This is a genomic window from Candidatus Izimaplasma bacterium HR1 (genome assembly GCA_000755705.1).
Lineage (GTDB): Bacteria > Bacillota_I > Bacilli_A > Izemoplasmatales > Izemoplasmataceae > Xianfuyuplasma.
Genome location: CP009415.1, coordinates 848,052 through 864,660, shown reverse-complemented (window position 1 = coordinate 864,660; position 16,609 = coordinate 848,052). Strand labels below are relative to the sequence as shown.

Genomic DNA, 16,609 nt, shown 5'->3' with positions numbered 1-16,609 from the left:
TATCACTCCAATACCATTTTCTTAGGATTATTGATAATCAATGTCGCTTCAGTAGCTTCAATGATTTCATTTATTGTGAATTCTGGGTTAAATTCAATTAAGTGTAACCCATCATCTTTAACATCGATAACTCCCATCTCTGTAACTATGAGATTAACTTGATTTCTAGCTGTTAAAGGCAATGTACACTCTTTTAGAATCTTAGGTTTTCCTCTATTAGTATGTGTCATTGCAAGAATTACTTTTCTTGCTCCTGTTACTAAGTCCATTGCACCACCCATGCCAGGGACCATCTTACCAGGGATAATCCAGTTAGCTAGACTACCTGCTTCATCAACTTGTAAACTTCCTAATACAGTAACATCAACATGTCCACCACGAATAATTCCAAATGAAGTGCAACTATCAAAGTACATACCACCAGGAAGCAACGTAACAGGCTGACCACCAGCATTAGTTATATCAGGATCTATGTTATCTTCAGTAGGAGCTGGACCAAGTCCAATTAAACCATTTTCTGACTGTAGAAATATGTGGATATCATTGGGTACAAAGTTACCGACAAGGGTAGGTAATCCAATACCTAAATTAATGACATCTCCATCATGAAATTCTCTTGCAACACGTTTAGCAATAAAGTTTTTTATCTCTTTTCTATCCATCATTGCACCTCCTCGATAATATTATCAATAAAAATATGAGGGGTCAGTACATGATCAGGGTTAATCTCATTAACCAGTTTGCGCGCTAGAACGATAACATGTTTTGTTGCAGTTGCCATAACTGGGTTAAAATTTCTTGTAGTTTTTGAATATACTGTATTTCCAAGATTATCCACTTCAGCTCCGTAAAGCAAAGCAAGGTCAGCCTTTAGCGCTGGTTCCAAAATATATCTTTTGCCCTCTAGAGAGATAATCTTTTTATCTTTTTCTACTATAGTACCGAGTCCAGTTGGAGTTAAAATTCCACCAAGTCCAGCACCACCCGCTCTTATCTGTTCTGCCATAGTTCCTTGGGGTCTAAGATCTACATCTAATTTACCTTCACTCATAAGTTGTCCAGCCATAGGGTTTAGACCTATATGAGAAGCGATTAATTTACTTACTTGACCATTAGAGATTAATTTACCTACTCCTTTGTCAACAAAACCAGCATCATTGCAGATAATTGTTAGGTCTTTCACGTTAATTTTCACTAGTTCATCCATTAAATTCTCAGGAGTACCTACAGCCATGAATCCACCAACCATTATACTCATTCCATCAAAGACAAAATCTTTCAATTGTTCTCTTTTAATAAGTTTACTCATAATTACACCTTTCTTGGAGGCATTATCTCAGCTTCACCAGTTATAACTATTTCATTATCTTGATTATAAGCAACACAATCAAAGTAAACTCTGTTACGGTCTATATTCAGTTCTTTAACTATAACTTCTGCTTTGATAACATCACCGAAATATACTGGTCTTTTAAATCTAAAGTTTTGTCCAATATAAATGGCACCTTCACCAGGCAGATCTTTAGCAAAGACCTTACTAAATAAAGATCCAACATACATACCATGACTTATTCGCTTTTTGAATATTGTCTTTGCAGCATAATCACTATCAAAGTGAATCGGATTAAAATCGTTAGTAATCTTTCCGAACGTTTCTACGTTTTCTTCTTTAATTTCTACCACTTGTGAGGCTTTATCGCCTACATTAATCTCATTAATTGTTTTCCCAATCATTGGAAACCTCCTTTATAAAAAATAAAAAGAGCTATTTATGAAAAAATTCATAAACAGCTCATCATTTTAAATGACAATGAATAAAGTGTGTCCTTATTCATCAAATAACACTATATGAACATAATGTCATTTTCGGCGATAGGTACATTCCTTAAAGGCTTCTGGGGTTCATCCCATTATCATACTTTAAGTACCAAACATATCGCTCCTCTGTATTTTCTAAAGTCCCTTAACGTAGTTATTATACTAGAATATGTAAGCGTTTGTCAATGCTTATTTATAGGTATTTACAAAAATAAAAAGAGTGTAAATCTACTCTCTTTATTTTACTTCAATTTCGATTATTTTGTCTTCAAAATTATTTGATGAGATAGTTACTTTTGCAGTACCTTTCTTACCAATAGTTTTTACATACAAACCAATACTACCACCCACTAAAGCTAAATTTGAAGGTCCGATTACCTTCAATGGTCCTTCAATACTAATATTAATTGCTTCATTAGAATATAATAGTGGTCGTAAATTTTGATCTAGATGTTTAATGATAATTCTTGTTGTTTCATAAGTTGAAGTCTCTTTAATAGTAAAGTGATCAGATTCAATATAAAGGTCATTTGAATGCGATGTACCAACTGTTTTGGTAATAACAACCAATTGGTCCTTTATTCCTTCAAACTTGTACTCAAGTGATTCTAAGCCCCATTTGCCGACATATTTGTCATACATCTTCAATACTTGATCATTTGATTGTTTATATTTGAATTGGATTATTCTCATTTTGATTTTTTTGAGTAATGGTAGTTTGGATCCAGTTCTCATAATGGTTAAAAGTATATCTTTAACAATATCAGCATCTTTATCTGTGAATTCTTCATTCTCATGAATCATGCTTCCGATAAAGTCATCAATTAGTATTGGTGGGTGAGGTAGATGTTTATACTCTTCACTAGGAAAGAACTCACCAACATATTCTTCATTGATATAAAATTTTATGCTATCTACATTAGTTAAGATAATTGCTTCTTTAGTTTCTGACGCTTCTCTGTCACCTATTTGAAGACTATTTACTACTTCTAAGAATATATATTCATCATCTTGAGACTTGTATACACCAGCAGCGGCTTTTGGAATTCTAAACATATCCATAACTCCGTGATAGGAAATTCTATCACCACTACCAAAATCCTTATGAGTATTATAATCAAACATACACCAACCAATTGCACCGCAGTTTTCTTCATACTTGAATGAGTCGTTTTGCACTTTTAAGTGACGCTTAACTTGATACTCACGGTGATATTCATCATCGAACTTCTTCGTTGGATACATATGTCCATTATATTCAGTAACAAGGTATGGTACTTTTTTCTTTGAGATACTCCTTGGTTTGGAAATACCGGCATTGTCTCCTCTATGAAGGAAATCATTATAGGTATAGACATCTTCTACAAGATGACTACCAGCAAAGTTTCTTACTCCTCCTGTGGGACGGGTCGTATCATAGAGTTTAGCTACTCTATTTGTTTCTTGGTAAAATTCGTCATTATCTTGTGATTCATTTATTCTAGTTCCCCATATAAAAACGCTAGGATGATTATAGTCTCTATAAATCATTTCTTTAATATTTTCAATAGCTACTTGTTGCCATTCTTTATCACCAATATGTTGCCATCCTGGAATCTCATTAAAAACAAGTAATCCAATCTCATCACATCGGTCTAAGAAGTATCTACTTGGTGGGTAATGACTACTTCTAACAGTATTGACCCCTAATTCGTACTTTAAGATGTCAGCATCTAATTTTTGTGCTGAGCTTGGCATTGCGTAACCAACATAAGGGTATGACTGATGTCTATTAAGTCCTATAAGTTTAAGATGTTTACCATTAAGGAAGAATCCTTTGGTTGTCATCTCAATTTTACGGTTCGCAAACTTAGATTTAAATGCTTTTTCATCACTCATTATGATCTCTAGTTCATAAAGATTTGGTTCATCTAATTCCCATAAATCTAGAAATACTTTTTCAACTACTAATACATTATTCTTTTTAAGATCATATTCTCTTTCAAAGAAATACACTAATTGATTCTCTTTATAGATATTAAATTTAAAGATTGTGTCTTTAATAGTATTTACATCTAAAAACATACGAATGTTTAATTCGTCGTTTTCTACATGAATAAAGGCATTGTCAACATAGTTCATTTCTTTTTCTTCTATATATACTTCTCTATAAATACCACCATAGGTCAGATAATCAACGACAAAACCATAAGGAGGAATATCTTTTCTCTCTGTACTATCCACCATAACAAACAAGGTGTTTTCTCCTTTGTTTAGCCTTCTAGTTATTTCCACTTTGAAAGGAGTATACCCACCTTTATGAGTAACTATTTGTTTACCATTTAAGTAAACCTCAGCATATTCCATCACTCCGTCAAAGTGAAGAATATACCTTTTCCTTGCCGTTTTTTCAAAAGTAAACGTCTTTTTATAACTAGAAACAAATTGATAATCTTTCTCACTAAAATTATTGTAAGGTAATTCAATGTTTGTATGTGGTAATTGTATTTTAGTGCTTTCTGGGAATTCGCTGATATAACTCTCGTTATAGTCAGGAATGTATTCCCAATCATGATTTAAATAAGTTGTATTAATCTGCAGTTTCCCCACTTAACCTCACCTCTTTTATAAAAGATTACTTTTGTTTAATCAAATATTTACTTGCCACTCAGGTATTTAGAAAGTGATTTACTTTTAGTTTAATAGGTATTGTGTGACTTATCAAGGTCCAAAAAGTTCTTAGATTGATATATTGCCTTATTTTTACTTCTTCATTCCATTTACTTATGGATTACTTCTCGACATTAAATTTATAAAGGGTTTTATGATAATAGTCTTCACCTTCGCGGAGAATACTACTAGCTAAACCTTCTATATTAACTCCGTTAGGAGGATTTTGTGTTTCAAAACATATTCCTAAATGTTTATCGTGTTTTCGGTTGAATAGTAAATCTAGCCCATCAGGAAAATTGTGAGTATAACATACTACACATGGATATGTTGTATAGACTTCCAATTTCCTTTTGCTGATTGGATCTTTAAGGGTTATTTGCGCTTTATTATAGTCAACGTTGTTCAAAAGATATGGATTGTCGATCCCTTTTTCAGGTCGTTTGTAGACATCTTCAGTAAAAACATCCTTTATCACTTTAGATTTATTAAAATCTAAATGAGTATTAAGTAATGACACAACTTTAACAGGCACGAATTTGCTGTCTAAAGATATTGTTTTATCAGCATTTATTGATAATTCATTATCTAGGACCTGTCTTTTTAAGTTACCAGAAAGATTGAAGTATAAATGACTTGATAAATTGAGTATTGTTGGTTCAGTTGTATCTCCCATAAACTCAATTTTAAGTTCAGTCTTTCTAACTGTGTAAGCAATCTGAATTAATTGGTTACCAGGGAAATTAGAACCTGATTCTAGATTATGATATTTAAAGATTACTTGTGTTTGCTCTTCTTCATCGATAATCTCAAAATCAAAGAACTTGTATCCAAGGCAATCATTACCTCCATGAAGATTTTCTGTTTCCATAAAGTTTTTTTCAATATGATATGGTGAATCATCGATATTGAATGTAGCATCTTTAATACGCCCACTTGTTGGTCCAATGATACAGTTTAGAAACATTTCCCCATCTATATATGAAGATAACTTGTCATAACCAAGTAATACTGTTTCTTTTTTACCGTCTTTATCTGGTACTAATATACTCATTACTGTCGCACCAAAGTCCATAAACGTTACTTCAATATCTTTTTGCTTTACTTCGATAAATGTGAATTCTTCGTCTCCTAGTTTATGCTTGTCAATTTTATACATAGCTTAACTCCTTCACAAACCTATTGAATTGCTTAATTCCTTCATCTGTTTGTTTAAAGACACCTGAATCTTCAATGCATTTCATAAACTTGATAGTAATTTGATCATTTATGAATATATCGATGTCTTCATTCTTATAGATTGATTTTAAGTACTTCAACCATTCTTGATGATGAGTATATTTTGTTAACTCTTTATTATTTAGTAAAGCTTCTTTTAGGGCTGGTATTTCATCGTTTAATCTAGCAGGTAATACAGCTAGACCCATTACTTCAATTAAGCCAATATTCTCTTTTTTAATATGATGATGCCCCGGATGTGGATGGAAGATTCCTAAAGGTAATTCTTCACTAGTTAAATTGTTTCTCAAAGTCATATCAACAATGTATAAATCATCCTCTTTACGGGCGATTGGCGTTATTGCATTATGGGGTACATCTTCAGTATAAGCATAAATCCCTGCTTCTTTGTCTGAGTAGTTTTCCCAGAACTTAAATAATTTATCAGCATGGTCTATTATTTGGTTTTTATCTTTTGATGAAAGTCTAATTACACTAAGAGGCCAGTAAAGTTGTTCATAAGTGACATTTTCTCTTATAAATGAATTCAGTACCTTAGCTCTTTCAATTGGGAAGGAATGTCTTCCACCTTGGTAATGTTCATGAGAAAGAATACTCCCCCCAACTATTGGTAATCCAGCGTTACTACCTAAGAAGTAATGTGGAAATTGATCTACAAAATCAAATAGTCTTTTAAAAGTATTGATTGTCACATTCATTGGTTCATGTTCTTTCTTTAAAACAATGCAATGTTCGTTGTAATAAACGTATGGACTATATTGTAAATAGAATTCTTCATTATTGATATTCAATGGAATAATTCTATGACTTGTTCTTCCAACGTTTGTTGACGCTCCGTTGTATCCAACGTTCTCTTTACAAAGCAAACATTGAGGGTGACTACTTTTTGTTTTATTGCCAGCAGCTATTATGTCGCGTGGATCCTTCTCAGGCTTGCTTAAATTAATCGTCATATCAAGGTTTCCATATTTTGTTTTTGATTTCCAAATAACGTTCTTTGAGGTCCTTGATGTTTTTATATAATTACTTTTAATTGATAGGTTATAATACCAATCTGTAGCCACTACAGTATCTTTGAATGAATTAAATTTATGATTTAATTCACTTGGTCTTGGTAATAGACAATCCATGATTTTTGCCTCAAATATATCTCTTCTTGTAATTGTATCTGGATTGATCAGATTTTTAGTATTAGCGCTATTTAAAAGAGGATCTAGTAAGGCACTTGGCTCACCGACCATTTTGAAATCACTAATATCGATTAGTTTAAAATTCTTCTCGTCTAATAAATCACAAATCTTATTGATTGCATAGATTTTATCTTCTTCTTTTAGTAGTCCATTATGTTGAGCATACTCAATTAATTTTAAAATATCCTCTGAAAGATTAATCATTAGAGAATCCCTCCTTATATTTTTGATGGAAGTACCCTATTGAAGATATAATATCTACGATGTTGTCGCATTTCGGGTTACATCCTTACTCTTATTCACTTTTAATATTGAATCTATTAGATGTACAAGATCGTCAATCCTTTTCATTATTATGTAGCACTAATAATTAAAGCACCTTTAATTACACTTTATGAAGTATTTAGGATCATTAAGACAATAATCTTCCTACCTTATTTTTAAAGAATATAACTCAAGAAGTTAGATTTAATATTGTACCGTTATTTTTAAGTATATTTATGTACTCAAATCGATTGCAGTTCGAAAGAAATATCCATCCAAATAATCAAAATTTATACGAGGCCAATTCAATTAGACTGCAAAAAGTAAATTTGAGGATTTTTTTTCTAGAATTTCAGGTTATAATGGTTAATTTCGACCAAAATCGACCTAATTCGTTTTACCCTAAGTAAATATTTACTAAAATGTACTTCTTTTTACTAACTTTGTTGGGATAATCTTTTTAATTGGAATTGATCTTCCCTCTATCTTTTCGTTTAAACTAAAGAGAGCCTGCTCACCCATAAACTCAGTATAAACTTTTACTGTTGATAAAGGTGGGTATGTAAACTCACTATTCGGGTTATCATTGAACCCTACTATAGCAATATCCTCTGGAATCTTTAATCTCTTCTCATGAATTGCTCTCATTGCTCCTAAAGCTATAGAATCATTAGCACAGAAATACGCTCTAGCGTATTCACTCTTCGATAATGCTTCTTTCATCATTAAATACCCCGATTCAGTAGAAAATGCTCCTATATGAATAAACCTAGTATCAAGCTTATTGCGCTCAAAAAGGAAATTTCTAAAGACTAATTCCTGTCTTTCACCTAGTTTAATGGACTTGCTAACATATTCCGTTCCACCTAAGTAGCCAATCGCGTTGTAGCCTTCCATAAGCAACTCTTGTAATAGTTCTTCAACCGCTTTAGTAAAATCAATAACTACACTATCATATACATTAATATCAGGTGAACTATCCACAAATACTATTGAAGTGGTCACTCGTCTGAACTGGTTAATTTGAGCCCTTGAGAACTTACCAATACAAATAAGCCCATCAAAATGTCCACTGTCTTTGAAATTGAAGGTATCACTTTTCTTATATATTAGAGTTGTTTCGATATTAGATTTGCTTGCAAGCTTCTCTATACCTCTTCTAATTTGAATATAATAAGGATCATCAATTTCTTCGTGGATATTATACCAATGAACTATTCCTACTCGTATTTTTTTACTAGTTTTAATTTTCGTTCTGTTTCTCGGTGTACGATAGTTCATACCAGAAGCAGTATCAATTATCTTCTTACGCATTTCTTCACTAACAGACAACGTTTTATCGTAGTTAAGAACACGAGAAACAGTCGTGATAGAAGTATTTGACTTTAGAGCTATTTCTTTCAGTGTTGCCATACAATCACCCCATAAAAAAATCTTCAGTAAAATTATACTACATTTTTACTAAAGATTAAAGTTTTTTTTACTTATAACTTGAGATATCCACATTCAACTTATTGTTTACCACCTGTTTAAATCCATAAAATATTTTCCTAGTTACTTCGGCATCTTCATATGCATTATGAGCTTGAATTTCATCAAAACTTTCATAAAGCTTAAGAGCGTTAAATAACCCTAGATCATTCTTTAGATTAAAGAAATTCTTATGTATTTTCAGTAGGTTAATATACCTTGTTTTTGAAGCCAACGAAGGCACATGATTGATATTATATGCTTGGTTTAGTGCTAGGAAATCATTTCTTCCCCACACTACGATACCTGGATTGTACTTATGTATAACATCTTTGAACTTGTCATAGAAAACGTCAAAAACGACTCCACTGTCCACTTCCTCTTGTGTCATACCCAAGAATTTAATGGTTCTTTTTGTTATTTTTTTGTGGATAGTTGGTCGTATATTCTGATTATAAGTTTCAATAACCTTATCGTTGTTATCCACAAGAATATATCCCACTTGAATTACTTCTTGAACAAAGTTTTTATCCACTTTATAAGGATGCATTGACATTTCTAGATCTAGAAACATTTTATATTCAAGGTCGTTAATTAGCGCTTTAGTGCCAACTTTGATGTTCTTTACATCATAATAAACTATATTTCTTCTGTATCTTATTTGCATTATCTTAATGATGTAGTCTACTGTAGATACTTTGTGTCTACGATAGAGTCTTTCTTCATCTGTAATAGCAAATTGAATGAATCTATTAATTTCAATATATTTTGCTATTCTATTTAGTAATGACCGTTGTATATAAAAGTATCTTATTTTATCTGATACATGTAGTGAAATCATACGATTTTCTTCATCGTATGATAGAATTCTTCCCGAAATTGTCTCTTTCATAATATCACCTGGCTATTCTTGCTTCAATTTATCGATCAAATTGATTGCTTGTTTATGATTTAAACCTAATTCTTTTAACTCTTCTAGTGTTGCTAGCTTAATAATGTTTACTGATTTATAGTGCTTTAGAAGTAAGTCCTTCGTTTTCTCTCCTATACCCTCTATGTTATCTAGTTGACTGTTGAAGAGCCCTTTAGAGCGAACTTTCTTGTGATAGTTAATTGCGAACCTATGTGCTTCATCTTGAATTCTAGTCAATAAGTGAAATACGTTTGATGTTCTATCTAATTCTACCTTCTCTAAAGATGAGGTCAATAGGTGTGAGGTGTTATGTTTTTCGTTTTTAACTAGTCCAGCTATAGGTATATCAACATTTAGACTTTGAAGTGTTTCTTTTGCTGCATTAATCTGTTGAAGTCCTCCATCAACTAGGAGTAATCCTGGTTGATCTAAATCATCCATTAGCACTTTATAGTACCTTCTATACAATACTTCTTTCATTGTATGATAATCCGATGCTTTATTGTCCATTGTTTTAACTTTATACTTACGATATTCTCTTCTTGCTGGTTTACCATTAATAAATACAACCATACTACTGACCGCATCTTCTCCAAATAGATTTGAATTATCGAAGCATTCAATTCGATAAGGTGCTGGTATCTGTAATATCTCACCGATTTGCTCTACAGAATTGATTGTTCTATCCAATTCTCTTCTTACTATTTCTGTTTTTTCTTTTAGACCTTGTTCAGCATTTAATATTGCTAAATTCAACAATTTGAATTTATCGCCTTTTAAAGGTTTAACAATTTTAGTATTCAAATAACTTACTAAAATTTCTGTTGATAAATCCTTTTGAACAAAGATTTCTTTAGGAATTGCTTCTTTTTGGTAGAACTGTGCGATGTAGTTTTCTACTGTTAAGACAGGATCATCATAATACTCAAATAATTTTTGATGTCTTGCACTGATTTTACCATTTCTAACAAAGAATATTTCAATTGATAATAGATACTCATTGAAATAGTAACCAATAATATCTCTGTCTTTCATATCATTTAGATTTATTTTTTGGTTGTTTGTGGTTGTTTTGATGCTTTCTATTGTTTTTTTATATTCATGAGCTCTTTCGAACTCAAGTTTTTCACTAGCATCATGCATATACGATTCTAGTTTTTTAACTGTTTGGGAAATATCTCCTTTTAAGAATTGCTTAATTGAATTCTTTATTTCTTTGTACTCTTCTTCTTTTACTTCTTTTATACAAGGGGCAAGACATTGTCCCATGTGATAATACAAGCACTCTTGTTTAGGAAGTTTTTCACATTTTCTTAAAGGGTATATTTTATTTAACAGTTTAACCGTATTCCTCGCTGCTTGAACATTTGGATAAGGTCCAAACAGTAGTCTTGATTTCTTTTTTATATTCCTAGTTACTATAAGTTTCGGATGTTTCTCGTTAGTGATTTCGATATATGGATAAGTCTTATCGTCTGTTAGCATTATGTTATATCGTGGATTATATTTTTTTATTAAGTTCAATTCCAATAATAATGCATCTAGCTCACTATTAGTAACAATATATTCAATATCAGTAATATTCATAACCAAACGTGATGTCTTAGTATCATGAGAACCCGTAAAATAAGATGAAATACGTTTTTTTAGGTCTTTTGCTTTCCCCACATAAATAACGATTCCATCTTTGTTTTTATATTGATATGATCCCGGTAAATTGGGAATACTTTTTATTTTTTCTTTTAAATCCATAATAACACCTATAAGTTTCTATCTTCAAATAATGCGATATATACGCTTCTAAATGCTCCTAAGTATATTTTCGCTAATCTTGTAGGAGTCTCTTCTTTACCTGTTTTGTGCCATCTAGATAAAAGTGTCCAACAACTCGAAGATACAATATCCATTGTGTATTCTTCAGTTTTCTTATTTGTTTTAACTAATTCATAAAAACGATCATTGTAATAAGAAATAATATTTTGGATACCTTCAATCATTAAATATTCTAGATTACTTTTAACCACTGTGTCAACTAATTTCTCTTCCTCGTCAATACGCTTAAAAAACTCCCCGATCAAATGTGTCTCATCGTGGGGTTGATTTATCGCATAAAACTGTAGCATAGTTTTATGAAAATCATTAAACATTCCTTTTACTTTTATGATTACGATATCTTCTTTAGAACTGAAGTTACGATAAAAAGTAGCACGTGAAATACCCGCTTTATCAATGATTTCCGATATTTTGATTTCGTTGAATGGTTTGATTAACAACAATTTATGTAATGCTTCAAAAGTCCACTCTCTCGTATACTTAATACGCATATCTACTTTCTCATTTTCAAACATAATGCCCCCTCTTGTCTCATAGAATATTAAACATTTGTTTCAATACAATATTTAGTATACCATATAACTAGATACGAAACAAATGTTGCTTATTTGAATGTTTGTTTTGAAGGGAGACACCATGAAAAGACTAATAGATTTAATATTCTCAAGACGAAATTTAGTAATAATGTTGTTTATAATTATTTTAGGATTCGGGGTATATAGTTACTTTGTTATCCCCAAACAAGAAATGCCTGAGATAGATACACCTTATATGACTTTAAGTATCACTGCTCCTGGAGTAAGCGCTACTTATATTGAAGCTGAAATCATTGAGGACATCGAGAAAGTCGTCTTAACTTTTAGTGATGTAACTGAAGTAAGAAGTTATGTTTTTGATAATTATGCAATATCATATATCTTGTACAACTATTCAGCTGACGACCCAGATCAGACGACACTTGATATTTTCAGTAAAGTTAACGAATTAGAGTTAGATGATAGTATCTCTAATCTTGAATTTGACAGTGGTTTCGATGATCCACATATCATTTTCAGTATTCATAGCGAAAACCTCTCACAAACCGAATTAGAGGCTTATGCTTTAGAATATAAGAATGATTTGATTACAATCGATGAGATAAGTACTGTTAGTATAGATAACGCCTTCTTAGAAGAAGTCGTTATTGAGTTAGATCTAACTACTTTGGCTCTTTATCAATTAACTATCACAGATATTTATCAAATACTATACGCAAACTCACTTAATATTCCTTTAGGAGGAATTAGTACTGCGTATGGAACAATTAGTATTAGTGGTAATATTACCTTTGATGAATTAAGTGATTTAGAGAACTTAATTATTATTCCAGAAATACCAACAGTCACCACTGAAGTGACTTTAGGTGATTTATCAATAATTACTTTGGAAGACACTTCTTTAAAAGAATACACATTCAATGATGAAAAGACCATTTTCCTAAGTGTGTTTTTTGAAGAAGACATTGATTTCACAAAAATGGGTGATGAAGTACTAGAACTTAAACAAGCCTTTTTAACTGAACAAGACGATAGTGAACTCGCTATCAGTGAAATGTTATTCTTACCTGATTACGTTAACGATCAGATAAACAATGTATTCTATAGTTTATTAAGCGCTATTGGAGTAGTTATGCTAGTTGTTTTAATTGGGATCGGCTTTAGAAATAGCTTACTTATAATTTCTACTATTCCGGTTATTATCTTTGGTACTATTGGAATTTTATATCTCGCAGATTATGAACTACATAAATTAACTATTGTAGGTTTAATCATTGCGATTGGTATATTAGTAGATAATAGTATCGTTATCACAGAAGGAATTAAAAGGAACATTGATAAAGGTATGGACAAAGTTGAAGGAGCTAAAAAGGCAATATATGACAACTTCGCACCAATCCTTAGTTCAACACTAACTACAATCGCTGCATTTATCGTATTAGTTCTCCTACCTGGATTCCTCGGGGAAGTAGTTAACAGTATGCCTTTAACAGTTATTATAACAATCACTTTAAGTTATATTGTTAGTATGGTATTAAGTCCTGTCATCGCAGTATTATTCTTAAAACCACGCAAAGTAAAAGATAGACCAAAAAGTGGTATTCATGAAAGACGTATTAAAAAAATGATTTCTACGACAATCCGTTTTCCAGCTTTGTGGATAGTAATAAGTATAGCAGGATTAATCGCTAGTGCTTATTTTACTTTCCAAAATCAACCATTGGATTTATATCCTAATGACGAACGTAGTATCATCTATATTGATTACGAAAATAATGTGCTAGGAGACTTCGAGTCAACTAAGTTACTTAGTACTGAAATCATTAAAACATTCAAAGACAACCCAGATGTTATAAGTTACGCTTCCAGTGTAGGAGGCGACTTACCTAACTTCCACTTTAGCGCTGAATTGATAAGTAATCTCAGTCATTTCGGTAGAATTTATTTGAACTGCGATCTAAATGAAGAAGAGTTGTTAGACTATGTTATTGAACTTGAAAATGAATTTCAAGATTTTACTGATGGTAAAATAACGGTCAACATATTGGAACTCAGTCCACCAATCGCCCCAGTTCGAGTAACTGTCAGTGGTGATAACATTACAAAAGTAGATGAGATTTCCGCAACACTCTTTACCGAAATCAGTGAACTTGATAACGTTAAAAGTTATAGTTCAACAGTTAACCAACAAGCTCCTAAGTTCAATATTGCATACGATCAAACAATTATGAGCAATATGTTTATAACTAAGGTCCAAATCGATCAAGTTATCGCTCTCAATTTAAATGGTTTTGACTTAAATGTATTTGAATACAATGAGGATACTATCAATATTAGTATTAATAGTGATATTGATCAAGTAACTGATTTATTAGCATTAACAGTCTATAGTGAGACACTAAATCAACATATACCTTTAAGTACTTTTATCACTATAACCGAGGTAGTAGATTATAGTGTTATCTATAGGTACAACAACGAAAATGTATCTTTTATCGATTTATATTTCACAAACGATTCAAGTATTCCTGAACTAGAAAAAGATGTTAAAGCTATTGTTGATAACACTAATACTACAGGAGTAACTATTACTTATGGTGGAGAAAACGAATTATTCACAGAGATAAGCGGTGATTTAATTAGAGCTAGTATCATAGCTATTGTCTTAATTTATATAATAATGTATATCCAATTCAACAACTTTATAAAACCATTGATTGTCTTTGTTACAATCCCATTAAGTTTTACTGGTAGTTTCTTGTTCATGTTGATATTTGATACTCCAATAACAGCAACTGGTTTAGTGGGGATGGTTAGTTTACTAGGGGTGACAGTTAATACAGGTATTCTCCTAGTTGAGTACATAACAAGGCATCACAAAAATGGTGAGGATGTTAAGGATGCTTGTGTTGAAGCAGTATTTCTAAGATTTAGACCAATCATGTTAACTAGTTTTACAACTATACTTGGTTTAATTCCTTTATTCTTAACTGGTGGTAATTTCTTTAGACCATTAGCTATTACGTTTATGGGAGGAATGGTAACATCAACACTTATTACTATCTTCTTAGTTCCTAGTATTTACTCATTAATCTATAGTAAAAAAAGAAAAAGCGCATAATTGCGCTTTTTTTAAAAACTCTATAAGTAAATACTCCTGGTTTATAATCACTCAGAAATATAATTATACTATTGATACAGTAATATATATTCTAATTTCAAATATTGTTTACATTCAAACCATTAATGATATAATTGTTTTGAAGTAGGTGTAATCATATGAATAATGACGACAAAAGAAGGTATTTAATTTTGAAAGATCCCAATATAGCCAAGGGATTATTCATCTTGTCTTTACCAATAATGTTAAACAACTTTATTAGAACTTTTCATGATTTAATTGATATGTTCTTTGTTGGAAAAATTGCTGGATATGGTGAGCAATCAATTGCGGCAATCCAGATAACATTCCCGATTACATTTATGTATATAGCTCTTGCAATGGGATTAAGTATTGCAGGTACTGCTTTAATATCCCAGTTATACGGAAATGGACAAACCGAACAAGCTAAAAGATATGCTGGGCAATTAGTGTTTATTAGTCTAGCAGTTGGTATTATCTTAAATATATTTGCTTACTTTGCCGCTGAACCCATTATGGGTTTAATGGGTGCTGAAGGTTATACTTTAGCTGAAAGTGCTAAATACCTACGAATAAGATCATTTGAATTACCTTTTTTATTCCTCTTCTTTGCTTTTACATCTATTAGACAAGCTAGTGGCGACACAGTTACTCCTGTTATCTTGGGAGTTGTTGCTACAGTTTTAAATATTGCTTTAACCCCTGTATTAGTACTGATTGCTGGATGGGGTGTTGGTGGTGCAGCTTACGCTACACTATTTGCTAATGTTGCAATCATGCCATTTGGAATTAGATTACTATTTACCGCAAAAACAGGGATTACAATATCATTAAAATATATCAGTTATAATGCTAAAATATTGAAAGACTTAGTTAAAACAGCAATTCCTGCATCTATGGGACAAGCAATCACTGCAATTGGATTTGCTGTATTAAATGCATTCATCTTATCATATGGTGATTCTACTGTTGCTGCATTCGGTGTTGGTAATAGGATATCAAGTATCTTCCTACACCCTGTTATGGCAATTGGTGGAGTTATGGCTGCTTATATCGGCCAAAACATTGGTAACTTGAATCCCGAACGAGCTAAGAAAACATTTAAAGTTGGATTACTATTATCAATGGGAATAATGACTTTGGGTAGCATTGTTGGTTTATTAGTAAGACAACCTGTCGCAGCACTATTCTTAAATCCAAATGATGTAACAGAAGTTGTGGCTTATAACTTGAGTGTCACATACATGTTCTATCTATTTATTGGGTTACCTTTGATGGCTATCTTCCAAGCTTATATAGGAGTATTTAACGGTACCGGTAAAACAATATTTACTTTCTTATTGGGGGTAACAAGGTTATGGCTCATAAGAATACCACTAATTATTATTATGAGAGAATTTACTGATTTAGGAAGTAGTGGTATTTGGTACGCTATGCTAGCTAGTAACTTCATCATTGCCCTTGTTGGAATAGTCTTCTTGACTCGAATAGAGTATAAACCTAAAATTGAAATAGAACCAATCCTATCATAAAATAAAAGCGCTCAATTGAGCGC

General features: G+C 31.8%; 12 protein-coding genes. 2 read left to right on the top strand and 10 right to left on the bottom strand.

Annotated features, from left to right (window positions below; all coding sequences use genetic code 11):
• Positions 1-2: 2 nt before the first annotated feature.
• The 10 genes from KQ51_RS04305 to KQ51_RS04260 form a co-directional block, all read right to left on the bottom strand.
• Positions 3-662 carry a 3-oxoacid CoA-transferase subunit B gene (locus KQ51_RS04305; RefSeq protein ID WP_038471722.1) on the bottom strand — a complete coding sequence of 220 codons (660 nt, stop codon included), beginning with the start codon at positions 660-662 and terminating at the stop codon, positions 3-5.
• Positions 662-1,309 carry a CoA transferase subunit A gene (locus KQ51_RS04300; RefSeq protein WP_038469330.1) on the bottom strand — a complete coding sequence of 216 codons (648 nt, stop codon included), beginning with the start codon at positions 1,307-1,309 and terminating at the stop codon, positions 662-664. Before KQ51_RS04300 ends, KQ51_RS04305 begins: the two co-directional genes overlap by 1 nt.
• Positions 1,310-1,311: 2 nt before the next feature.
• On the bottom strand, positions 1,312-1,734 hold the full coding sequence (locus KQ51_RS04295) for a MaoC family dehydratase (protein WP_038469327.1): 423 nt from the start codon (positions 1,732-1,734) through the stop codon (positions 1,312-1,314).
• A gap of 321 nt (positions 1,735-2,055) precedes the next feature.
• Positions 2,056-4,407, bottom strand: coding sequence for a glycoside hydrolase family 2 protein (locus tag KQ51_RS04290; protein WP_052609181.1), 2,352 nt, complete (start codon positions 4,405-4,407; stop codon positions 2,056-2,058).
• Positions 4,408-4,588: 181 nt separating this feature from the next.
• Positions 4,589-5,626 carry an aldose epimerase family protein gene (locus KQ51_RS04285; RefSeq protein ID WP_038469325.1) on the bottom strand — a complete coding sequence of 346 codons (1,038 nt, stop codon included), beginning with the start codon at positions 5,624-5,626 and terminating at the stop codon, positions 4,589-4,591.
• Entirely contained in the window at positions 5,619-7,100 is a 1,482-nt protein-coding gene (locus KQ51_RS04280) for a UDP-glucose--hexose-1-phosphate uridylyltransferase (RefSeq protein WP_038469322.1), read from the bottom strand. Before KQ51_RS04280 ends, KQ51_RS04285 begins: the two co-directional genes overlap by 8 nt.
• A gap of 477 nt (positions 7,101-7,577) precedes the next feature.
• Positions 7,578-8,573, bottom strand: a complete 996-nt coding sequence (locus KQ51_RS04275) for a LacI family DNA-binding transcriptional regulator (RefSeq protein ID WP_038469319.1) — start codon at positions 8,571-8,573, stop codon at positions 7,578-7,580.
• Positions 8,574-8,640: 67 nt separating this feature from the next.
• Entirely contained in the window at positions 8,641-9,522 is an 882-nt protein-coding gene (locus tag KQ51_RS04270; RefSeq protein WP_038469316.1) for an exonuclease domain-containing protein, read from the bottom strand.
• Between the two features lie 12 nt (positions 9,523-9,534).
• Entirely contained in the window at positions 9,535-11,295 is a 1,761-nt protein-coding gene (gene uvrC, locus KQ51_RS04265) for an excinuclease ABC subunit UvrC (RefSeq protein WP_038469313.1), read from the bottom strand.
• Between the two features lie 8 nt (positions 11,296-11,303).
• On the bottom strand, positions 11,304-11,891 hold the full coding sequence (locus KQ51_RS04260) for a TetR/AcrR family transcriptional regulator (protein ID WP_038469310.1): 588 nt from the start codon (positions 11,889-11,891) through the stop codon (positions 11,304-11,306).
• A 121-nt stretch (positions 11,892-12,012) separates the two neighbouring features.
• On the opposite strand from KQ51_RS04260, the gene KQ51_RS04255 reads away from it, so the two are divergent.
• Both KQ51_RS04255 and KQ51_RS04250 read left to right on the top strand, forming a co-directional pair.
• Positions 12,013-15,033: an efflux RND transporter permease subunit gene (locus KQ51_RS04255; RefSeq protein WP_038469306.1), complete on the top strand. Its 3,021-nt coding sequence runs from the start codon at positions 12,013-12,015 to the stop codon at positions 15,031-15,033.
• Between the two features lie 158 nt (positions 15,034-15,191).
• The gene (locus KQ51_RS04250; RefSeq protein ID WP_038471717.1) at positions 15,192-16,586 is read left to right on the top strand and encodes an MATE family efflux transporter; all 1,395 of its coding nucleotides are present in this window, start codon (positions 15,192-15,194) and stop codon (positions 16,584-16,586) included.
• The last annotated feature ends 23 nt before the right edge of the window (positions 16,587-16,609 follow it).